The organism is Amycolatopsis sp. FBCC-B4732 (assembly GCF_023008405.1).
Classification (GTDB): domain Bacteria; phylum Actinomycetota; class Actinomycetes; order Mycobacteriales; family Pseudonocardiaceae; genus Amycolatopsis; species Amycolatopsis pretoriensis_A.
This window is the reverse complement of record NZ_CP095376.1, coordinates 4,142,687-4,161,949: the sequence shown is the minus strand read 5'-3', so window position 1 is coordinate 4,161,949 and position 19,263 is coordinate 4,142,687. Positions and strand designations below refer to the sequence as shown.

Sequence of the window (19,263 nt, the reverse complement as noted above, 5' to 3'; positions counted from 1 at the left end):
ACACTGAGTTTCGTGGACACGAGGGAACGTCTCATCGAAAGCACCCGCACGCTGCTGTGGGAGCGCGGTTACGTCGGGACCAGCCCGAAGACCATCCAGCGGCTCGCCGGCGCCGGCCAGGGCAGCATGTACCACCACTTCGCCGGTAAGGAGGAGCTGGCGCGCGCGGCCATCGACCGCACCGCCGAGGAGATGCGCGCCGCCGCCGAAGCGCAGCTGTCCGGGCCCGGCGCGCCGCTCGAGCGCATCGCGGCGTACCTCCGCCGTGAGCGCGACGTTTTGAAGGGCTGCCCGGTCGGCCGCCTGACGCAGGACCCGGACGTGATGGCCGCGCCCGCCCTCCGGGAGCCGGTCGGAGAGACCTTCTCCTGGCTGCGCACCCGGCTCGCCGAGGTGGTGGCCGAGGACGACGGCGGCCTCGACCCGGCGGCGACCGCGGCGGCCGTCGTGGCGACCCTGCAAGGCGGTTACGTCCTTGCCAGGGCCGCCGACAGCACCGAGCCGTTCGAGCAGGCGATCGAGGGGATCCTCGCGCTGCTCGGGCGCGCCTAGAACTCCAGCTGCTCGGTCTTGCGCGGCATCAGCAGCAGCGCCACCACCGACAGCACCGCCACCGCAAGCAGGCCCACGAACACGTAGTGGGTCGCGTCGCTCAGCGCGCCCCGGACGAACCTCGCCACCGGGGAGTCGTCGGTGTGCCCGCCCAGCACCAGGCTCGTCGCGTCCACCGACGGCGGCAGCTTGCCCGCCACTTCCGCCGGCGGGTTCGCGAACCGGAAAGCCAGTGTCGCGTTGGCGATCGCGCCGAACACCGCCGCGCCGACCGCGCTGCCCAACGACCGGCTGAACAGGTTCGTCGCCGTCACCACGCCGCGGCGGTCCCAGCCGACCACCGACTGAATTGCCACCAGGGTCGGGCTCGCCGCCAGGCCGAGGCCGATGCCGAGGACGAACGCCGCGGTCGCCGCCGCCCAGATCGACGACGTCGCGCCGAGCATCGCCACCAGCACGCCGCCCGCGATGATGAACACGCTGCCGATCAGCGCCGTGTCGCGGAAGCCGATGCGCAGGTAGATCTTGCCGGCCAGGGACGCCGAGATCGGCCAGCCGACCGTCAGCGCCGCCACCGCGAACCCGGCCACCAGCGCGCCCGCGCCCAGCACGCCCTGCGCGTACGTCGGCAGGTACGACGTCAGGCCCATCAGGACCGCGCCGACCACGACCGCGACCAGGTTGCCGCCGACCAGGGTCCGCCGGGTGAACACCCACAGCGGCAGCACCGGCTCGGCCGCGTGCTTCTCCACCAGCACGAACGCGACCAGCAGCGCCGCGCCCGCGGCGAAGATCCCCACGCTCGGCAGCGAACCCCACGCCCACGCGACGCCGCCTTCGAGCAGGGCCAGGATCACCAGCGAGCAGCCGACGGTGAGCAGCGCGGCGCCGGTGTAGTCGACCTTGTGCGGCTTGCGCTCCACCCGCTCGGCGAAGTTGCGGTGCAGCATCAGCGCGGCGATCGCGCCCAGCGGCAGGTTGACGAAGAAGATCCACCGCCAGTCCAGGTACTCGGCGAACACGCCGCCCAGCGTCGGGCCGACCACTGACGCGACGCCCCAGACGCTGGCGACGTAGCCCTGCACCCTGGCGCGTTCCTCCACCGTGTAGAGGTCGCCGATGATCGTCATCGACATCGGCTGGATCGCGCCCGCGCCGATTCCCTGCACCGCGCGGGCGGCGATCAGCACCGGCATGCTCCACGCAGCGCCGCACAGCACCGAGCCGACGAGGAACGCCGCGATCCCGAAGAACATCACCGGGCGCCGGCCGAGGACGTCGGCGAACTTGCCGTAGAGCGGCACCGTGACGGCCTGGGTGAGCAGGTAGATCGAGAACAGCCACGGGAACTGCGAAAACCCGCCGAGGTCGCGCACCACCGAGGGCACCGCGGTCGCGATGATCGTGCTGTCCAGCGCGACCAGCGCGGTGCTGAGCATGACGGCGACCAGCACCGGGCCGCGTTCGGATCGGAAGCCGACCCCCTTCACGCTGGTGGCGGCGGGTGTCGTCATCGGCGGGCTGCTCCTCGGGACGGTCATGACCGGGGTCAACTGCTTTGCAGTCCTAAGCATTCCATCGACGGGGCGGCGCACCCAGTGAATTTCCGTCTTCGGCCTCTTCGCGGAAGATGGGAGGGATGAACGACTGGATCCGGCCGATCGGCCGGGGCTGGGTGGTCCGCGACGAGGTCCCCGGCCCCGACGTCGACGAGTTCGCCGAGCCCGACCGGGTGGCCTACGCGCTGGCCAAGCCCGGCGCGGGGGACACGCTGCTGGCCGTGCAGCACCCCGCGCGCACGCCCGCGGCGCTGGCGCGCGGCCTCGACCTGGCCGCCGCCGTGCCGATCGCCCGCGCGGCGCTCGAACGGCTCCGCAAGCGGGCTTACCGGCCGGTGCGGGACGTCGTCGCGCCGTACCGGATCGAAGGGCCGGACGGTGTCGCGCTGGGCCTGCTCTGCCTGGTCGACCCGGCCGCGGTGACCGACGAGGGCACCGCCCGGGTCCGGCACACCGAGGACGTCTACCCCGACGTCGTCGCCGAGCGGGCCGCCGTGCTCGCCGGGCTGGGCTGCGCGACCAGCGCGGCGCTGCTCGTCCCGGCCGCCGCCGGCGAGCTGCTGACCGAAGAGGTGACGCGCGCGTGCGGCGCGCTCGGCCTGCCCGATCTGTCCACTTCGGACGCGGCCGGGCGGCGGCACGACCTGTGGGTGGTGCCCGCCGGGCCGCTGCAGCGCCGCCTGCTCGGCGCGGCCGGTGCCGCCGAACTGCTGGTCGCCGACGGCAACCACCGCGTGGCCGCGGCCACGGCGGCCGGGCACGGCGGGCTGCTCGCCCTGGTCACCGCGGGTCCGTCGCTGCGGATCGGCGCGATCCACCGGGTGCTCACCGGCACCGGCTTCGGCCCGGAGGACCTGGTGTCGCGCTGGTCCGCGGCGGGCCTGGACGTCCGCTACGACGAGCACGCCGTGCCGGTCACCGGCGAGGCCGTCGTACGCGCGGGCAACGCGGTGCTGCGGGTCCCGCTGCCGCGGACGGGCTTCGCCGGGCCGGGACCGGTGATCGACCACGAGATCGTCGAGCGGATCCTCTTCGCCGACGCGCTCGGGATCGATCCCGACGGCCCGTGCACGCACCCGCTCCCGGACGGCCGCCCGGTGCCGCCGGACGCCGACGCGGTGGTCCTGCTGGCGCCGGTGAGCCACGCCGACGTCCTCGCGGTGCACGCGGCGGGCCGCCGGATGCCGCGCAAGGCCACCTACTTCACGCCGAAGCCGCGCAGCGGGCTCCTGCTCGCGGAGCTCTAGCGGGCGTCCCACCAGTCCAGGACGCGGGTCGCGAAGAACGTCAGCCACTTCGACGGCTGCCCGGCCGGGACGTCCACCGGGAACCACACGCGGCCGGCGTCGGTGCGCTGCTGGAGCCACGTGCCGTCCGGCTGACGGGCCGCGCGGATCAGCTCGATCGCCGCCGCCAGCCGCTCGTCCGGGCGCCCCGCGTCGCGGAAGTACGAAGCGGCGTTGAGGACGTCGTAGTGCCAGCGCATCGGGTAGCCGAATTCGCGCACCCACGGCGCGAGCGGCGCACCCGTCGACCGCCGCCGGAACAGCCCGCGTTCCAGGAGGTACTCCTCGCCGAGGCGGCGGGCTTCGCGGGTTTCCGCGGTGCCACCGGTCGCGGTTTCGTGCGCCAGCAGGCCTTTGAGCGAGTTGAGTGTCGAGTGGACGGACGAGCGCGTCGACCCCTCGACCCACTCGCAGTTCCAGCCGCCGTCCGGCAGCCGGTGTCGGGCGAACCAGTCGGCGATGCCGGCGACGTCCGCGCCCAGCCACACGCCGTTGGCCAGCGTCCACGCGTTGATGCAGCAGTCGACTTCGCCGTCCCAATACGGCAGGTCGTCGTACTCCCAGCGGCTGTTCGCGGCCAGCAGCCCGGCCGTGCCGCTCAGGACCGCGGCGTCGAGACCCCATTCGCGCAGGGCGTTCAGCGACCACGTCGTCGCGGTCCACGGTTGCGGTTCGTCACCGCGGAAGCCGGCTGGAAAGAACGCGCCGCCCGCCCACTGGCCGTCGGGGTCCTGCGCCGCCAGCAGGCGCGCGCCGAACCCTTCCGTCGCGACGCGGGCGCGCGTCGCCTCCCAGATCTCGGGTGGGGTGCCCGCGAGGTCGCGCTCGACCTGCCAGCGCAGCGCCGGGTCCGAGTCGAGCAGCCACGCGAGCACGTCCATCAGGCTCCCGTGACGCCGTCGACGGCTTCCCGGATGAAGTCCGCGTGGCCGTTGTGGCGGGCGTACTCGTGGATCATGTGCAGCATCACCAGCCGCAGCGAGACGTCCTCGCCCCAGCGGGCCTGGTACCCGGTGACGTCGAGCGACTCGGCCGCCGCTTCGATCTTGCGGGAGTGCTCCACTTCGGTCTGCCACGCTTCGAAGACTTCCTCGCGCGTCGAGGAGCTCGCGTCGTAGGCGGCCTGGAAGTCGCCTTCGGCCGACCACCGCAGCGGGATGTCTTCGGCGTTGATCACGCGCCGGAACCAGGTGCGCTCCACTTCGGCCATGTGCCGGACCAGGCCGAGCAGCGACAGCGTCGACGGTGGGCTGGCGGCGCGGCGGAGGTCCTCGTCGGACAGTCCGTCGCACTTCATCGCGAGGGTGGCGCGGTGGAAGTCGAGGAAGGTGCGCAGCATTTCGCGCTCGCCCCCGGTCAGGGGCGGTTCTGGGCGTTCGGTGGTCACGAGTCAGTGTGTATCACGCTCAGAAATGTCGTACCTGTGTTTTAAGCTCGCGCGGTGGACTTGCCCGTGATGCCGCCGGTGCGGCCGATGCTCGCGAAAGCCGTGCACGAGGTGCCTCGTGACCCGGGGCTGCTGTTCGAGCCCAAGTGGGACGGTTTCCGCTGCGTCGTGTTCCGCGACGGCGACGAGATCGAGCTGGGTTCGCGCAACGACCGCCCGCTGACCCGCTACTTCCCCGAGCTGGTCGAGCTGCTGGCCGCCGCGCTGCCGCCCCGCTGCGTCGTGGACGGCGAGATCGTGCTGGTCACCCCCGCGGGGCTGGACTTCGAGGCGCTGCAGCTGCGGCTGCACCCGGCGGCCTCGCGCGTGCGCAAGCTCGCCGAGGAGACGCCGGCCAGCTTCGTCGCGTTCGACCTGCTCGCCCTCGGCGACACCGACCTCACCGGCGAGCCGTTCCGCGAGCGGCGCGCGCGGCTGGAGAGCATCCTGCGCACCGACGCCGAAGGGCTGCAGCGCGTCCACCTGACCCCGCTGAGCGACGACCCGGCGCAGGCCGAGGACTGGTTCACCCGGTTCGAGGGCGCGGGCTTCGACGGCGTCATGGCCAAGCCCGCGGACCTGCCGTACGAGCAGGACAAGCGGGTGATGCTGAAGGTCAAGCACGAGCGCACGGCCGACTGCGTCGTGACCGGGTTCCGCTGGCACAAGGACGGCGCCGGCGTCGGTTCGCTGCTGCTGGGGCTGTTCGACGGCGAGGGTGTGCTGCACCACGTCGGCGTGGCCAGCAGCTTCACCAAGGCGCGGCGGGCCGAGCTGGTCGACGAGCTGGCGCCGCTGCGGGAAAACGCGCTCGAGAACCACCCGTGGCGGTCCTGGGCCGAGTACGAACCCGAGCCCGGCCGGCAGCCGGGCGCGATGAGCCGCTGGGCGCCGCAGAAGGACCTCTCCTGGGAGCCGCTGCGGCCCGAATGGGTGGCGGAGGTCCGCTACGAGCACCTGCAGGGCGGCCGGTTCCGCCACGGCGGGCGGCTGGTCCGGTTCCGGCCCGACCGCACGCCGGAGTCGTGCACGTACGCCCAGCTCGACGAGGCGCCGCCCGCCGAGCTCGCCAAGCTGTTCGGGGAGGCGCGATGAGCGAGGCGGTGCTGCTGGACGTCGACGGCGTCGAGGTCAAGATCAGCAGCCCGGACAAGGTCTACTTCCCGGAGCGCGGCGAGACGAAGCTCGACCTCGTCGAGTACTACCGCGCGATCTCCGGCCCGCTGCTGGCCCGGCTCGGCGGGCGCCCGCTGCTGCTGGAGCGCTACCCGGACGGTGCCGGTGGCAAGAACTGGTTCCAGAAACGCGTGCCGAAGGGCGCGCCGCCGTGGCTGAGCACCACCGTCGTCTCGACGCCGAACGGCACGACGAGCGACGCGCTGGTGGCGAAGGACCTCGCGCACATCCTGTGGGCGGTGAACCTCGGCTGCCTCGGCTTCCACGTGTGGCCGTACCTGGCGGACACGCCGGAGGTCGCCGACGAGCTGCGCATCGACCTGGATCCGTCGCCCGGCATCGGTTTCGACGACCTGCGCGAGGCCGCCGTGCTGACCCGGGAGTTCTTGGCCGGGCACGGCATCGAAGGCCACCTGAAGACGTCCGGTTCGCGGGGTCTGCACCTGTACGTGCTGCTCGAACCGCGCTGGGACAGCTTCCAGGTGCGGGCCGCGGCGGTCGCGCTGGCGCGGGCGCTCGAACGCCGTCACCCGGAGAAGATCACCGCGCAGTGGTGGAAGGAGGAACGCGGCTCGCGCGTGTTCGTCGACTTCAACCAGAACGCGCCGCACAAGACCGTGTTCGGCACCTGGTGCGTGCGCCCGCGGGTGGGCGGGCAGGTGTCCACGCCGATCGGCTGGGACGAACTGGACACCGTGGAGCCGGACGAGCTCACGCTGAGCACGGTGCCCGCGCGCGTGGCCGAGCGCGGGGATCCGTGGGCCGGCGCGGGGGAGCGGCCGCAGTCGATCGAGCCGCTGCTGGCGATGTCCGAAGCGGACCTGGCGAACGGGCTGATGGACGCGCCGTGGCCGCCGGTCTACCCGAAGATGCCCAACGAGCCGCCGCGCGTGGCGCCGAGCCGGGCGAAGAAGGCGTGAAGGTGGCGACCGTCGCGGAGTGCCCGGCCGACGACGGGCTGCTGCTCGCTTTGATGACGGCGATGACGGCCGAGCTGATCGTGGTCCACGACCTGCCCCCGGACGCCCGGCCCCACCCGCTGGACCCGGCGAGCCGCTACCTCCTGGCCCACGACGGCCCCCGCGCGATCGGCTGCTGCGCGGTCGAACCGGTCGAGCCGGGCGTGTCCGAGCTGAAGCGCCTGTTCGTCGCCCCGGACGCCCGCGGCACCGACGTCCCGGGCGCCCTGGTGGCGGAGTCCGAGCGCCTCGCCCGCGGCCAGGGCGCACGCCGCCTCCGCCTGGAAACGGCCCGCCACCAGCCGGCGGCGATGCGTTTGTACGAGCGTGCGGGGTACCGCCGGGTGCCGAACTTCCCGCCGCACGAAAGCGATCCCGAGTCGGTCTGCTACGAGAAGGCGCTCGGCTAGTTGTTCTGTCCGGGAGGTTGCGATCGGTGCGACACGGACACCCACCCGGACCGAGCGACGAATCATCAAGGTCCGGCTCGCGCGTCGGTGGGGCCCGGCCCGCATCGCCTCCGTGCTCGGCCTGAATCCGTCGACCGTGCACCGTGTCCTCGTCCGCTACCGGTTGAGCGGTTCAACCGGACGCTGCTCGAGGAATGGGCTTACAGCCGGCCTTACCGCACCGAAACCGAACGTCGAGCAGCACTACCGGGCTGGTTGCACACCTACAACCAGCACCGAGGACACACCTCACTCGCCGGCAAACCACCGCCGGCCGCGTCCCCCACCGCACGGGGCAGCACAGCTAGACCTCGAGGTCCAGCGACAGCTGGCCGCGGTCCTCGCCCTCGGTCGCCGATGCTCCCGACAGTGTTGCGACGCAGCCCGGGCAGGGCGTCACCTCCGCCGTCGTCAAGTCGACCGGTTTCCAGCTGCGGGATTCGCGCTCGCCGCACGCCGAGCGGCGGTAGCGGAGGTCGCCGGAGCGGGTCATCAGGTGGGCCAGGGGGACGTCTTCGGGCAGCACGCCGACCCGGTACCAGCGGGGTGCGCTCACCGCGGTGATCGTCATGGGCGACAGTGTCCGTCGCCGTGGGTGGGGCGGGAGCGCATTTGCCGGTCGTCGGCGTGTCAGGCCTGGTCGGGGAGGTAACGCAGGATGTGCAGCAGGCCGCGTTCGTCGACCACCTCGGGGTCGGGGGCCACGCAGCTCTCCAGCTCGGCCAGGACGGCGCCGGTGTCGAGGCCCGCGCCGATCAGCACCAGCTCGGTGCGGTGCGGTGCCCGCGCGGGCCACGGCGACCGCGCCAGCTCGACGAAGCCGCCGACCGTGTGCAGGTGGAAGCGGGCGTCGATGCCGAAGTCGGCCTGGCCCTTCATGCGGTAGAGCCCAGGTGGGCGGCGCTCCAGGAAGTCCACGAACGCGCGGGGCGCCAGCGGCGTCCCGGCGGTGAACGTGACCGTCTGGTAGCTCGCGTGCAGGTGCCGCGAGTGGTCGTGCTCCTCGCGCAGGTCGTCGAACGACAGCTGGCCGACGCGCTCGCCGCGGGGTTCCGGGTCGAAGAACAGCCGCGGGTCGACGCGGCCGTGCTCGGTGACCAGCAGCGGGCGGCCCGGCGCCAGCTCTTCGACGGCCGCGGTGAGCTTGGCGAGGTCCTCCGCGGACACGCGGTCGGCCTTGTTCAGCACCACGACGTCGGCCAGCCGCAGGTGGTCGGCCAGTTCGGGGTGGCGCTCCCGGGCGGCTTCGAACTCCACCGCGTCCACGACCTCGGCCAGCCCGCCGTAGCGGATGTCCGGGTTCTCGCTGGCGATCATCAGCCGGATCAGGTCGCGGGGCTCGGCGATTCCGCTGGCCTCGACGACGATGACGTCGATGCCCGCTTCGGACGAAGAGAGCCGGGTGAGCATCGCGTCGAGGCCGCTGGCGTCGACGGCGCAGCACAGGCAGCCGTTGCCCAGCGAAACCATCGTGTCGACCTGGCCGGCGACCGCGAGCGCGTCGACGTTCACCTGGCCGAAGTCGTTGACTACGACGCCGACCCGGGCGCCCTCGCGGTTGGCGAGCAGGTGGTTGAGCAGCGTCGTCTTGCCCGCGCCGAGGAACCCGGCGACGAGGACCACGGGAATCCGGCTCATGCCCGCGACTCTAACGTCGCGCGCGGGCGCGCTGATACACGGGGGACCGCGCCCCGGAAAGGCCGTTCGGCGAAAGCGCACGAACAGCCGAACGGTCCTTTCCGGGAAAGGATCACGAAAGCCGCACTGTCCACTGTGATCGATTGACGGGAAATGCGCTGCGCCATGTCCGAATAACGCTTGGTGACAGTTATTTTGCCGGCGTTTTCCCTGGCCGAAGCCGCATTCCGGGACCGGCGGAGTGGAATTCACGATCGGGGGAGTGCGCCGCGCGGATCGTCGGGTACTCTCCCCCGCCTGGCCGGAGGTGCCGGGGGCGGCAGGACCTCCAGGCCGGCTTGTCGTCGGCGACCATCGGAGGAGCGGTGAACCTTTTCGTCGGGCTGCGGAACACGATTCCGGAGAGTGGGGAAGTGCGGTGACCGTTACACCTGAGCGGGTGACGGCACCGCTGCCGCTTTACCCACAGCGCGTATCGGAGGAGCAGAGCGTCAATTCCGCCGAAGCGGAAGAATTCCTGGACCGGATGTTCGCCGAGGGCGCCGCCGAAGCGGGGGAGCGGTTCGAGAACCGGCTCGCCGCGGTCCGCGCGGAAATCGCCGAAACGGGAACCTACCGCCACACCGCGGCCGAGCTGGCGTACGGCGCGCGCGTCGCGTGGCGCAACTCGGCCCGCTGCATCGGCAGGCTGTACTGGCGCAGCCTCCGCATCCGCGACCGGCGGCGGGTCACCGACCCCGCGGCGATCGCCGGCGAATGCGTCGCCCACCTCCGCCAGGCCACCCGCGGCGGCCGGATCCGCCCGACCGTCACCGTGTTCGCGCCGGACACCCCGGACGTGCCGGGCCCGCGCATCCACAACGAGCAGCTCATCCGCTACGCCGGGTACCGCCTCGACGACGGCTCCGTGCTCGGCGACCCCCGGTACGCCGGGTTCACCGAGCAGGTGCGAAGACTCGGCTGGCGGCCGCCGGAACGAAGAGGGTCCTTCGACGTCCTCCCGCTGCTGGTCGAGGCGCTGCCCGGCGAACCGCGGCTGTTCACGCTGCCCCCGGACGCCGTGCTGGAGGTCCCGCTCACCCACCCCGACCACCGCTGGTTCGCCGGCCTCGGCCTGCGCTGGCACGCCGTGCCGGCGATCAGCAACATGCCGCTGGAGATCGGCGGCGTCACCTACCCGGCGGCGCCGTTCAACGGCTGGTACCTCGGCACCGAGATCGGCGCCCGGAACCTGGCCGACGAGCAGCGCTACGACCTGCTGCCGGTCATCGCCGAGCTGATGGGCCTGCCGACGGCGTCCGAGCGCACGCTGTGGCGCGACCGGGCGCTGGTCGAGCTGACCCTGGCGGTCCAGCACTCGTTCGACGCCGCCGGCGTGACGATCGCCGACCACCACACTGAGTCGCAGCGCTTCCTGGCCCACCTGGAGCGCGAAGAGCGTGCGGGACGCCGCTGCCCGGCCGACTGGAGCTGGATCGTGCCGCCCGTGTCCGGCGGGCAGACGGCGGTGTTCCACCGCTACTACGACGAGCCTGATCCGGCGCTGCGCCCGGCGTTTTTGCCGCCCGCGAGCCCTTGAGGGTGAACGGGCGGCTCGCGGACCCACGAAGAGCAACGTAAGAGCGCCCGTATGGCGGATCGTGAGCGGCCCGCGGGGCGGCCCGGTCCGCCAGGGCCGACAATGGAGGCATGTCCGTAGTCCTCGTCGCCTACGCCGGGCGCCACGGCGGAACCCGGCAGATCGCCGAGGTGATCGCGGCCGAGCTCGGCGGGAGCGGCCTGACCGCGGACGTGCGCGACGCCGCCGACGTCGCCGGGGTCGACGGCTACGGCGCGGTCATCGTCGGCAGCGCCCTGTACTACCACCGGTGGCGGCCCGAGGCGGTCCGGTTGCTGGAGCGCAACGCCCGGGCGCTGGCCGAGCGTCCGGTGTGGCTGTTCCACAGCGGACCGTGCGGCCCGGGCGCCGCCGGTCAGCAGGTCAGCCTGCCGCCGAACGTGGCGCTGCTCGCCGCGCGCATCGACGCCGAGCGCACCGCGACCTTCGGCGGCCGCCTCGACCCGGCGACCGTGCACGGGCTGATCCCGCGGCTGCTGGCTTCCGGCCGCCGTGCCGGCGACTTCCGCGACTGGGACCGGATCAAGGCCTGGGCCCGGGACGTCGGCCGCCGCGTCCGCACCCGCGTCACGCTCTGACCCTTGCCCGTACCCCGCGGTGGGTGCTAGACCGTGCCTGCGGTCTTCCGGTGAAAAACCGACGGGACGGGGCAAACGTGACGGAAAGCAAGGCGGAACCGGCTCCGGGGAAGAAAGCGCTTACATCCGATCAGCGCAACGCCTTCCTCGCGGCGCTGCTCGGCTGGAGCATGGACTCCTTCGACTACTTCCTCGTCGTCTTCGTCCTCGCGGACATCGCGAAGGACAAGTCGTTCGGTGCGACGGCGACGCAGCTGGCGTTCATCACCACGGCCACGCTGGTCATGCGCCCGGTCGGCGCGCTGCTGTTCGGCCTGTGGGCCGACCGCGTGGGACGCCGGATCCCGCTGATGGCCGACGTCCTGCTGTACTCGGTCGCCGGCCTGCTGTGCGCGTTCGCCCCCAACTTCACGGTGCTGCTGGTCCTGCGGTTCGTCTACGGCGTCGGCATGGGCGGCGAGTGGGGCCTCGGCGCGGCGCTGGCGATGGAGAAGATCCCGGTGGCCCGCCGCGGGTTCTTCTCCGGCCTGCTGCAGGTCGGCTACTCGATCGGCTACCTGCTGGCCGCGCTCGCGTACCTGCTGTTCCACTCGCTGCTCGACCTCGAATGGCGCTGGATCTTCGTGCTGAGCATCTTCCCGGCGCTGATCAGCCTGCTGATCCGGGCGCGCGTGAAGGAGTCGGAGGTCTGGGAGGTCGCGCGGGAGAAGCTGCGGGTGAGCCGGACGTCGGTCAAGGACATCCTGCTGAACCCGAAGGTCATCCGCCGCTTCGGCTACCTGATCCTGCTGATGACGGCGTTCAACTGGATGAGCCACGGCACCCAGGACGTCTACCCGAGCTTCCTGAAGGCCCACGAGAACGGCGGCGCCGGGCTCAGTGCGGCGACGAGCACGTGGATCGCCGTGCTGTACAACGTCGGCGCCATCATCGGCGGCCTGACCTTCGGCACGCTGTCCGAACGGCTCGGCCGCCGCCGCACGATCGTCACGGCGGCGGTGCTCGGCCTGCCGGTGATCCCGATCTTCGCGTTCGACCACGGCGCGGGGATGCTCGCGCTCGGCTCGTTCCTGATGCAGATCATGGTGCAGGGCGCGTGGGGCGTGATCCCGGCGCACCTGACCGAGATGTCGCCGGACGCCATCCGCGGGTTCTACCCGGGCGTGACCTACCAGCTGGGCAACCTGCTGGCCGCGCTGAACCTGCCGATCCAGCAGGCCATCGCGGAGTCGCACGGGTACACCTCGGCCCTCGTGTGGACCGTGGTCCCCGGCCTGGTCGCGGTGGCGGTGCTGACCGCGATCGGCAAGGAGGCCAAGGGGATCAAGTTCGGCGAGGCGGCGGTGGCCACGGCCCCAGCGGCCGCGAAGTAGCCCCCTCCGCCTGCAGCCGGGCCAGGATCCCGAGCCACTCGACGGCGTCGCCGGCGGTGGCGTGCAGCGGCAGCGGCGGGCTCAGCCGGAGGGTTTCGATCGCCCGCCGGACCACCGCGGGACACCCGGCGACGGCGAACGGGACCCGGGCGCGGGTGGCGCGCCCGGCCACCTCGTGCAGCAGCGCCACCCCGCGGGCGGAGCAGTGGCGCACGCCGGCCAGGTCCAGCACGAGACCCCGCGGGGCCAGCGCGACCTCTTCGGCGAGCCGGCCGTGCAGCCGGTCCTCGCGGGCCAGGTCGATGTCCCCGGTGACCGCGACGACGGTGGCGTCGGCGGTCGCGGTGACCACCAGCGACGCGGCGGGCGGCGGTTCTCGCTGGGACTGGTAGTGCCGCTCCAGCAGCGCGTCGATGTCGAGCTGGGCGGGGTAGGGGACAGAGTCGACCTGACGCGCCCACTCCCGCAGCGCCGCGGCCAGTGCGCGGTCCTGTTCGTCTTCGGGGCGGACCATGGTTGTTACATCGCTCCCGGGGGCCCCGGTGCAACACCCGGGGCGCGGGTGTGACGCGTTCGGCGGCCACGGGGAGGGGACCCGGCCACGGCGCGGGTCCCCTCCACCGCGTCAGCCGCAGTGTTCGAACCCGCTGGTGTAGGCCTGGCCGTCGGCCGCGCCGCCCCACTTCACGCACTTGTCCGCCGCGGCCGCGGCGACCGGGCCGGCGAAGTACGAGAACGCGCCCGAGTCCGTGACCCGCGCCGAGCCCTGCACTTCCAGGAAGGCCGACGTCTGCGTCGCCTTACCGGCGTTGGCGCTCTTCATCGCGCTGACGCAGTTCTTGCCGGTGGCGGCGTTGTAGGTCAGGTAGGCCGTGCCCGCCGTGCCGAGCGGCGCCGAATCGATGACGCCGTACCCGAGCCCGCAGGCCGGGGCGCCCAGTGCGGCGTCGGTCACCGTGGCGTAGCGGATCGTGTCGTTCGCGTGGAGCTCCGGCCCGGCTTCGAACAGCACGCCGACCGACGACGGGGACAGCTGCACCATGTCGGAGTACGCCGCGTCCTGGCCCCACACGAGCAGGCTGCCCGCGGTGCCGGTCCAGTTCGCGCCTTCGTCGAACGAAGAGTGCACGCGCAGCTCCTTGCGACGGTCGCAAGTGGACGGTGCGGCGAACACGACCCGGTTGTACCTGCCGCCGGTGTCGGTGGCGCTCATCCGGGCCGTCGAGCCCTGAACGGTCGGCGCGACGAGGTCGGTGGCGAAGGCGAACTTCGAGCTGAAGGTCGCGCCGCCGTCCGAGCTCAGTGCGAAGGCGCGGTTGCGCGTCCCGCCCGCCAGGCACTTGTCGCCGTCGTTGGCCTGGTTGCGCGCGGCGGCGTAGACGCGGCCGTCGAGCAGCTCGGTGACGCTGATCTCCTGCGGGTTGATCGCGGTCGTCGGCGAGTCGGTCGCCCCGCGGTGCCACGTGGTGCCCTGGTCGTCGCTGTAGACCAGCGCGCCGGTGTCCTTGCCGCCGGTGGTCCAGCTGACCCCGGCGACGAGCCGCCCGGCGTGCGCGCCGCGGGTGAGCACGATCCCGTGCGACGGCCCGGTGGCGAGCCAGCCCGGCGCGCTCGCGAACCCGAGTTCGGTGGTCAGCACGCGCGGCGCGCCCCACGTCTTCCCGTTGTCCTCGCTGAGGGACACGCGCGGGACGCGGCCGCAGGCGGGGTTGGTGTAGCACTGCATCGTGGACAGCAGCACGACCCGGTTGCTGCCCGGGACGACGATCGGCGCCGGGTTGCCCTTGGTGTCGCCGTTGGCCTTGATGACCGTCTGCACGGCGCCCCACGTCTTGCCGCCGTCGGTGGAGCGCTTCAGCACGAGGTCGATTTCGCCGAGGTCGTTGCAGGTACTGGCGCCGCCGTTGCGGCCTTCGGCGAAGGCGAGCAGGTCGCCGTTGTTCGCCTTGACGACGGTGGGGATGCGGTAGCAGTCGTGGCCTTCGGTGTTCTTGGCGAACACCAGGGTGCTGCTGACGTCGGCCTGCGCGGCGGCGGTGCCGATGGTCGCCGGCACGGCCACGGCGGCGCACCCCAGCAGCCCGGCCAGGAGGCCTCTGGCGATCCGGGTGAGGTTCACGGTTCTCCCTACGGGTTCGTCTTACGTCTCGGCGGCAGCGTCGACGCGGTCCGTACAAGACCCGTACAACCCGCCGTATAACGAACTATTCATGGCCGGGAAGGAAATTTCCGGTGAACGCGGCCGTCGCCAGGGCTCGAGGTTCTCCTTCGGGTAGGTTGCCGCCGATCGAGCGGCGATATATCGTGTGAATGTCGGCGATACGGCTACACGACTACCAGGAGGAGAACGCATGGACAGGTCAGCGGGAGCAGGACGGATCTTCGCCGGGTTCGGCGGCCCCTTCGGCCACGGCCCGGGTGGGCACGGTGGGCCGGGGATGCACGGGCACGGCGGCCCAGGCCTGCACGGTCTGCACGGGTACGAGCCGGGCGATCACGGCGGGCCGGACCACGATGACCACGGCGGCCGTGGTGGGCCGGGACCGCACGGTGGGCCCGGCCACGATCCGGGTGAGTACGGCGGGCCGGGACTGCACGGCCACGTACCCGGGATGCATGGCGGGCCCGGCCACGGGCCAGGTGGGCACGGCGGACCGGGGATGCACGACGTGCCCGGCCACGGGCCGGGTGGGCACGGTGGACTGGGCGGTCACGGTGGGCCGGGGCACGAGCCGGGGCTGCGCGGGGTGCCGGGCCACGAGGATTGGGATGGTGGCCCGGACCTGGCGCGCGGCGGCCCGCCGGGCGGGTTCCCGCCGCACCCGCCCCAGCCGCCGATGCCGCCCGGGTTTCCCGGGTTCCCCGGCGGTCCCGGCTCGTTCGGTGGTCCGGGCGGCTGGGGCGGCAGTGGGGGTGCGTGGCAGCGGGTGCGGGAGTTCCGCGGCGGGCGGCCCGCGGCGCGTCCGGTGCGCCCGGCCGTCCTGGCGCTGCTGGCCGAGGAACCGATGCACGGCTACCAGCTGATGCAGGAGATCCGCCGCCGGACCCACGACCGCTGGCGGCCCAGTCCCGGCTCCGTGTACCCGATCCTGCAGCAGCTGGAGGACGAAGGCCTGGTCCACACCGTCGAGACCGCCGGCCGTCGGGTGGCCGAGCTGACCGATGCGGGCCGTGCGCACGTCGCCGGCCGGGAGGAAGAGTTCGCCGCGCTGTGGGGTGAGCCCGAGGAAGAGCCGAACGCCGACCGGTTCGCCGCGCTGTGGCACGCGCTGGGCGAGCTGTCCGGCGCCGCCGCGCAGGTCGGGCACAGCGGCACCGAAGCCCAGGTGGCCGAGGTGAAGAAGATCCTCGCCGACGCCCGGCGGCGGGTCTACGCCGTACTGGCCGACGCGGGCCTGGAGGACGAGGAAGCCTGACGGCGCCTCGGCCGGGCGGGGGAAAGTGGCGAGCCGATCCCGCCCGGCCGGACCGTAAGCTCGCCTCCCATGGAGGAAAAGGACTTCGCCGCCCACCTCACGACGATCATGACCGGCAGCGCCCTCACCATGCTGATCGGCGTCGGCCACCGCACCGGGCTCTTCGAAGCCGCCGCCCGGGGGCCCGCCACCAGTGCCGGGCTGGCCGAACGCGCCGGCCTTCAGGAGCGGTACGTCCGCGAGTGGCTCGGTGCGATGGTCACCGGCGGCCTCTTCACCCTCGACGCCGGTGAGTACACCTTCCCGCCGGAGCACGCGAAGTTCCTGCTCGGCGAGACCGCGGCGAACCTCATGCCCTCGCTGCTCACCCTGAGCGCCTTCACCGGCATCCTCCCCGAGCTGGAACGCGCGTTCGCCGAAGGTGGCGGCGTCCCGCGCTCGGCGTACGGGCCCTATCTCGAAACCCTCGGCGCCAAGACCGGCGACAGCTGGAAGCACATCTACCGCGAGCACCTCGTCGACGGCTTCTTCGGCGCCGTCCCCGGCCTGACCGAGCGGCTCGCCGCCGGAGCTCGGGTGCTCGACCTCGGCTGCGGCACCGGGAACGCCGTCGCCGTCGCCGCGCGGGCCTTCCCCGCGTCGCGGTTCACCGGGATCGACATCAACCCCGGCGTCGTCGACCAGGCCCGCGAGAACACCCGGGACCTCCCGAACGCCGAGTTCGCCGTGGGGGACGCCGCCGAGCTGACGGCCGATCCGCCGTACGACGTGATCACCGCCTTCGACGCCGTCCACGACCAGGACCGGCCGGACGTCGTGCTGGGCCGGATCCGCGGCGCGCTCGCGCCCGACGGCCTGTTCTTCATGGTGGACACGAACTTCTCCAGCGACGTCGCCGAAAACGTCGGTGACCCGCTCGCCGCGCTGTGCTATTCGATCAGCCTGATGTACTGCACGACGACGTCGCTGGCCGAGGGCGGGGCCGCGCTGGGGGCCATGTGGGGTACCGAAACCGCCACCGCGATGCTCGCGGACGCGGGGTTCCGGCACGTCGAAGTGCTCGGGTCCCCGCGTCCGCAGAACTGCATCTACGCCTGCCGGCCCTGACCTACTGCTGGTACGGCGCCGCCGCGGCCTTCGCGGCCGTGATCAGCGCGCCCTTGTTCTTCGGCCAGAACGTGCTGTCGACGCAGGTGTAGCGGGGGAGGAAGCCGCCGCAGGTGCCGCTCGAACCGCCGACCTCGAACGTCACGCTGGCGACACCCAGTTCGCCGTAGGTGAAGTCGTCGGTGGTGCCGGAGGTGTCGTAGCCGACGGTCTCCTCGTTGGTGCCGACGAGATAACCGTTGGACGCCGCGTACTTCGCGCCGAGGCGGCGGTACTGCGCGTCGTTCGGCGAGGTGGACTGGGTGAAGCCCCACGGGATGATGATGTCGTTGCCGTAGCTGTGCAGCGTGATCATCGTGCCCTTGGCGGTGGCCGGCGCGGGGTCGTTGTTCCCGGTGCCGCGCTGGTCCGGGAAGATCGCGCGGGCCAGCTTCTCCAGCGCCTGCGTCTCGGGCTCGGACCCCGCGCTCACGCCCTGGTACGTCTCCGAGCACGCGGAGTTCGAGTCGCCGCCCCACTTGAACGTGGAGTTGCGGTTGAGGTCGATGCCGATGTTCGTGCCGCTGCAGCCGCCGCGGGTGTTGTTCGCGTTCTTGCGCTGCAGCTTCGGGGAGTTCCCGCCCGAGGCGACGATGTCGACGCCGTCCGGGTTCGAGATCGGCACCACCCACACCTCGGTGGTGTCCAAAATGGACTTCGCGGTGGCGTCGGTCGCGTAGCCGTCGGCGAGGTAGTCGATCCAGCGCCAGGCGAGTTCGCCGGTGGACAGCTCGCGCGCGTGGATCTGGGCCATCAGGAAGAACTTGGGTTTCGGCGACGTCGTCGACAGCGTGCAGTCGCCCGCCTGCTTCTTCGTCAGGCAGAGGGCCTGGATGTCGTGGCCGCCCTGGCCCTTCGTCTTCTTCCACGACTGGCCGATCGTGTACTTCGTGGCCAGGTCCGGGTGCGCGGAAGCGACGGCGGCGAGGTGGTTCTCGTGCGCGGTGACCGTCCGGTAGCCGCCGTAGTACGTGTCGGCCGCCAGCGCGTTCCCCTGCGCGGGCAGGTCCTTGTACACGGTGTCGAAGAACGACGGCCGGAAACCCCGCGCCCGCAACTGGTTCGCGACCGCCTGACCGCCGACGACGTACACCGCGCCGGCATCGCCCTCTTCGACGTCGAACCCGGCGTCGGTGAGCGCCCGCGCCTGGGTGGCCGTGGCCGGCACCCGCCAGAAGACGGGGGTGTCCGCCGGCTGCGCGGTGGCCGTGCCCCCGAGCAGGGTGGTGAGCAGGACCCCGGTCGCCGCGAGGGCGAGCCGGGACAGGGACCTTGACGCCATCGGAGGATCTCCTCACGCCGCACGGATGGAGGTCCGGCGGGAACCCTTGGTCACCGCACCGGCACGCACAGTGTGTCGGGACGGGCAAACCCGGCACACCCCCGAAAGTCGCGAAACCCGGCCTGCTCAGACCAGCCCGGCGTGCGTCTCGTTCAGCAGGGCGACGATCAGCCGCGGGGTGCCCGGCGCGACGACGACGGCGTCTTCGCCGACCGAGTAGGTCAGCACGCGGCCGCGGTCGAGGTCGAGCGCGGTGGCCGGGTTCGAGCGGATCCGGACGCCGCGCTCGCGCCGTGCGGTGTAGAGCTGGTGGACCGCTTCCCGCGGTTCCCGCAGCGGCGCGGCGCTCGCGGTCTGCACCTGGTCCGGGACGTCGGCGCCGTCGAGCTCGGGCAGGCCGTCGAGGAGGCTGGTCGCGAGCCGGGCCGGGCGCACGGGCTCGACGAGCACCGCCACGTCGTCGGCGACCAGCCGGACCGCGTCCTCGCCCCGCGCCGCGACGAGGACGGCGCCGTGCCCGCCGTCGCGGCGGGTGGTCCAGGAGTAGAACTCGCGGTCGGCGTGCGCGAGGGTCCGCAGGGACGTGCGCCAGAGGTCGTTGAGGCGGCCGTTGCGCGCGAGCCCCAGGCCGGTGAGCGTGCCCATCGTGCGCTTCTCCAGCTCCGCCGCGGCGTCATCGCGAAGCCAGTGGTGGCGGCCGGTGCCGAGGGCCGCGGGTGCGTCGCCGAAGTCGAGCAGGCGCCAGGCGGTGAGGAACGCCGGCCGGGGCAGGACGACGGGTTCGTCGAAGACGGGCATGCGGTTC

The 19,263-nt window shown here is 72.5% G+C and carries 20 protein-coding genes and 2 pseudogenes; 12 read left to right on the top strand and 10 right to left on the bottom strand.

What is annotated here, in order from left to right:
• Positions 1-12: 12 nt before the first annotated feature.
• Positions 13-552, top strand: coding sequence for a TetR/AcrR family transcriptional regulator (locus MUY14_RS18145; RefSeq protein WP_247024187.1), 540 nt, complete (start codon positions 13-15; stop codon positions 550-552).
• Here the strand turns inward: MUY14_RS18145 and MUY14_RS18140 are convergent.
• Complete coding sequence (locus MUY14_RS18140; protein WP_247024186.1) at positions 549-2,066, bottom strand: MDR family MFS transporter; 1,518 nt, start codon at positions 2,064-2,066, stop codon at positions 549-551. The two genes, MUY14_RS18145 and MUY14_RS18140, sit on opposite strands and share 4 nt — an antisense overlap.
• A gap of 125 nt (positions 2,067-2,191) precedes the next feature.
• On the opposite strand from MUY14_RS18140, the gene MUY14_RS18135 reads away from it, so the two are divergent.
• Positions 2,192-3,358 carry a DUF1015 family protein gene (locus MUY14_RS18135; RefSeq protein WP_247024185.1) on the top strand — a complete coding sequence of 389 codons (1,167 nt, stop codon included), beginning with the start codon at positions 2,192-2,194 and terminating at the stop codon, positions 3,356-3,358.
• Here MUY14_RS18135 and MUY14_RS18130 read toward each other — a convergent pair.
• Both MUY14_RS18130 and MUY14_RS18125 read right to left on the bottom strand, forming a co-directional pair.
• Positions 3,355-4,278 (bottom strand): squalene cyclase, encoded by a 924-nt coding sequence (locus MUY14_RS18130; RefSeq protein WP_247024184.1) that lies wholly within the window; start codon positions 4,276-4,278, stop codon positions 3,355-3,357. The two genes, MUY14_RS18135 and MUY14_RS18130, sit on opposite strands and share 4 nt — an antisense overlap.
• On the bottom strand, positions 4,278-4,784 hold the full coding sequence (locus tag MUY14_RS18125) for a DinB family protein (RefSeq protein WP_247024183.1): 507 nt from the start codon (positions 4,782-4,784) through the stop codon (positions 4,278-4,280). Before MUY14_RS18125 ends, MUY14_RS18130 begins: the two co-directional genes overlap by 1 nt.
• Before the next feature lie 54 nt (positions 4,785-4,838).
• Here MUY14_RS18125 and MUY14_RS18120 point away from each other — a divergent pair, with 54 nt between their 5' ends.
• From MUY14_RS18120 to MUY14_RS47320, 5 genes and pseudogenes are all read left to right on the top strand, one after another.
• Positions 4,839-5,918 (top strand): ATP-dependent DNA ligase, encoded by a 1,080-nt coding sequence (locus MUY14_RS18120; protein WP_247024182.1) that lies wholly within the window; start codon positions 4,839-4,841, stop codon positions 5,916-5,918.
• Positions 5,915-6,919 carry a non-homologous end-joining DNA ligase gene (gene ligD / locus MUY14_RS18115; RefSeq protein ID WP_247024181.1) on the top strand — a complete coding sequence of 335 codons (1,005 nt, stop codon included), beginning with the start codon at positions 5,915-5,917 and terminating at the stop codon, positions 6,917-6,919. Before MUY14_RS18120 ends, ligD begins: the two co-directional genes overlap by 4 nt.
• Positions 6,920-6,921: 2 nt before the next feature.
• Positions 6,922-7,368, top strand: a complete 447-nt coding sequence (locus MUY14_RS18110) for a GNAT family N-acetyltransferase (RefSeq protein ID WP_247024180.1) — start codon at positions 6,922-6,924, stop codon at positions 7,366-7,368.
• A 34-nt stretch (positions 7,369-7,402) separates the two neighbouring features.
• A pseudogene (locus MUY14_RS47325) lies at positions 7,403-7,537 on the top strand (helix-turn-helix domain-containing protein); the annotation flags it as partial.
• Positions 7,531-7,683, top strand: a pseudogene (locus MUY14_RS47320) (integrase core domain-containing protein); the annotation flags it as partial. The pseudogenes MUY14_RS47325 and MUY14_RS47320, both read left to right, overlap by 7 nt.
• A gap of 28 nt (positions 7,684-7,711) precedes the next feature.
• Here MUY14_RS47320 and MUY14_RS18100 read toward each other — a convergent pair.
• Together MUY14_RS18100 and MUY14_RS18095 are read right to left on the bottom strand one after the other, a co-directional pair.
• Positions 7,712-7,978: a hypothetical protein gene (locus MUY14_RS18100; RefSeq protein WP_247024179.1), complete on the bottom strand. Its 267-nt coding sequence runs from the start codon at positions 7,976-7,978 to the stop codon at positions 7,712-7,714.
• 59 nt (positions 7,979-8,037) lie between these two features.
• Positions 8,038-9,045, bottom strand: coding sequence for a GTP-binding protein (locus MUY14_RS18095; RefSeq protein ID WP_247024178.1), 1,008 nt, complete (start codon positions 9,043-9,045; stop codon positions 8,038-8,040).
• Between the two features lie 439 nt (positions 9,046-9,484).
• On the opposite strand from MUY14_RS18095, the gene MUY14_RS18090 reads away from it, so the two are divergent.
• The 3 genes from MUY14_RS18090 to MUY14_RS18080 all read left to right on the top strand — a co-directional run bounded on the left by MUY14_RS18090 (position 9,485) and on the right by MUY14_RS18080 (position 12,614).
• Entirely contained in the window at positions 9,485-10,624 is a 1,140-nt protein-coding gene (locus MUY14_RS18090) for a nitric oxide synthase oxygenase (RefSeq protein ID WP_247024177.1), read from the top strand.
• A 110-nt stretch (positions 10,625-10,734) separates the two neighbouring features.
• Entirely contained in the window at positions 10,735-11,241 is a 507-nt protein-coding gene (locus MUY14_RS18085; RefSeq protein ID WP_247024176.1) for a flavodoxin domain-containing protein, read from the top strand.
• Positions 11,242-11,318: 77 nt separating this feature from the next.
• The gene (locus tag MUY14_RS18080) at positions 11,319-12,614 is read left to right on the top strand and encodes an MFS transporter (protein ID WP_247024175.1); all 1,296 of its coding nucleotides are present in this window, start codon (positions 11,319-11,321) and stop codon (positions 12,612-12,614) included.
• Here the strand turns inward: MUY14_RS18080 and MUY14_RS18075 are convergent.
• The 3 genes from MUY14_RS18075 to MUY14_RS18065 all read right to left on the bottom strand — a co-directional run bounded on the left by MUY14_RS18075 (position 12,565) and on the right by MUY14_RS18065 (position 15,262).
• The gene (locus tag MUY14_RS18075; RefSeq protein ID WP_247024174.1) at positions 12,565-13,128 is read right to left on the bottom strand and encodes an STAS domain-containing protein; all 564 of its coding nucleotides are present in this window, start codon (positions 13,126-13,128) and stop codon (positions 12,565-12,567) included. The two genes, MUY14_RS18080 and MUY14_RS18075, sit on opposite strands and share 50 nt — an antisense overlap.
• A gap of 111 nt (positions 13,129-13,239) precedes the next feature.
• Positions 13,240-14,733, bottom strand: a complete 1,494-nt coding sequence (locus MUY14_RS18070; protein ID WP_247024173.1) for an exo-alpha-sialidase — start codon at positions 14,731-14,733, stop codon at positions 13,240-13,242.
• A 241-nt stretch (positions 14,734-14,974) separates the two neighbouring features.
• The gene (locus tag MUY14_RS18065; RefSeq protein WP_247024172.1) at positions 14,975-15,262 is read right to left on the bottom strand and encodes a hypothetical protein; all 288 of its coding nucleotides are present in this window, start codon (positions 15,260-15,262) and stop codon (positions 14,975-14,977) included.
• Between the two features lie 12 nt (positions 15,263-15,274).
• On the opposite strand from MUY14_RS18065, the gene MUY14_RS18060 reads away from it, so the two are divergent.
• Positions 15,275-16,030, top strand: coding sequence for a PadR family transcriptional regulator (locus MUY14_RS18060; protein WP_247024171.1), 756 nt, complete (start codon positions 15,275-15,277; stop codon positions 16,028-16,030).
• 69 nt (positions 16,031-16,099) lie between these two features.
• Positions 16,100-17,137, top strand: a complete 1,038-nt coding sequence (locus MUY14_RS18055; protein WP_247024170.1) for a trans-aconitate 2-methyltransferase — start codon at positions 16,100-16,102, stop codon at positions 17,135-17,137.
• 1 nt (position 17,138) lies between these two features.
• Here MUY14_RS18055 and MUY14_RS18050 read toward each other — a convergent pair whose 3' ends face one another.
• The gene (locus MUY14_RS18050; protein WP_247024169.1) at positions 17,139-18,458 is read right to left on the bottom strand and encodes a M14 family zinc carboxypeptidase; all 1,320 of its coding nucleotides are present in this window, start codon (positions 18,456-18,458) and stop codon (positions 17,139-17,141) included.
• Between the two features lie 126 nt (positions 18,459-18,584).
• Positions 18,585-19,256, bottom strand: coding sequence for an ESX secretion-associated protein EspG (locus MUY14_RS18045; RefSeq protein WP_247024168.1), 672 nt, complete (start codon positions 19,254-19,256; stop codon positions 18,585-18,587).
• Positions 19,257-19,263: the final 7 nt, after the last annotated feature.

What these genes read in the sequence shown, in the direction of transcription:
- MUY14_RS18075 (WP_247024174.1), bottom strand. Translation starts at nt 13,128, where the DNA reads ATGGTCCGCCCCGAAGACGAACAGGACCGCGCACTGGCCGCGGCGCTG.
- ligD (WP_247024181.1), top strand. Translation starts at nt 5,915, where the DNA reads ATGAGCGAGGCGGTGCTGCTGGACGTCGACGGCGTCGAGGTCAAGATC.
- MUY14_RS18095 (WP_247024178.1), bottom strand. Translation starts at nt 9,045, where the DNA reads ATGAGCCGGATTCCCGTGGTCCTCGTCGCCGGGTTCCTCGGCGCGGGC.
- MUY14_RS18130 (WP_247024184.1), bottom strand. Translation starts at nt 4,278, where the DNA reads ATGGACGTGCTCGCGTGGCTGCTCGACTCGGACCCGGCGCTGCGCTGG.
- MUY14_RS18060 (WP_247024171.1), top strand. Translation starts at nt 15,275, where the DNA reads ATGCACGACGTGCCCGGCCACGGGCCGGGTGGGCACGGTGGACTGGGC.
- MUY14_RS18100 (WP_247024179.1), bottom strand. Translation starts at nt 7,978, where the DNA reads ATGACGATCACCGCGGTGAGCGCACCCCGCTGGTACCGGGTCGGCGTG.
- MUY14_RS18140 (WP_247024186.1), bottom strand. Translation starts at nt 2,066, where the DNA reads ATGACGACACCCGCCGCCACCAGCGTGAAGGGGGTCGGCTTCCGATCC.
- MUY14_RS18050 (WP_247024169.1), bottom strand. Translation starts at nt 18,458, where the DNA reads ATGGCGTCAAGGTCCCTGTCCCGGCTCGCCCTCGCGGCGACCGGGGTC.
- MUY14_RS18055 (WP_247024170.1), top strand. Translation starts at nt 16,100, where the DNA reads ATGGAGGAAAAGGACTTCGCCGCCCACCTCACGACGATCATGACCGGC.
- MUY14_RS18135 (WP_247024185.1), top strand. Translation starts at nt 2,192, where the DNA reads ATGAACGACTGGATCCGGCCGATCGGCCGGGGCTGGGTGGTCCGCGAC.
- MUY14_RS18045 (WP_247024168.1), bottom strand. Translation starts at nt 19,256, where the DNA reads ATGCCCGTCTTCGACGAACCCGTCGTCCTGCCCCGGCCGGCGTTCCTC.
- MUY14_RS18085 (WP_247024176.1), top strand. Translation starts at nt 10,735, where the DNA reads ATGTCCGTAGTCCTCGTCGCCTACGCCGGGCGCCACGGCGGAACCCGG.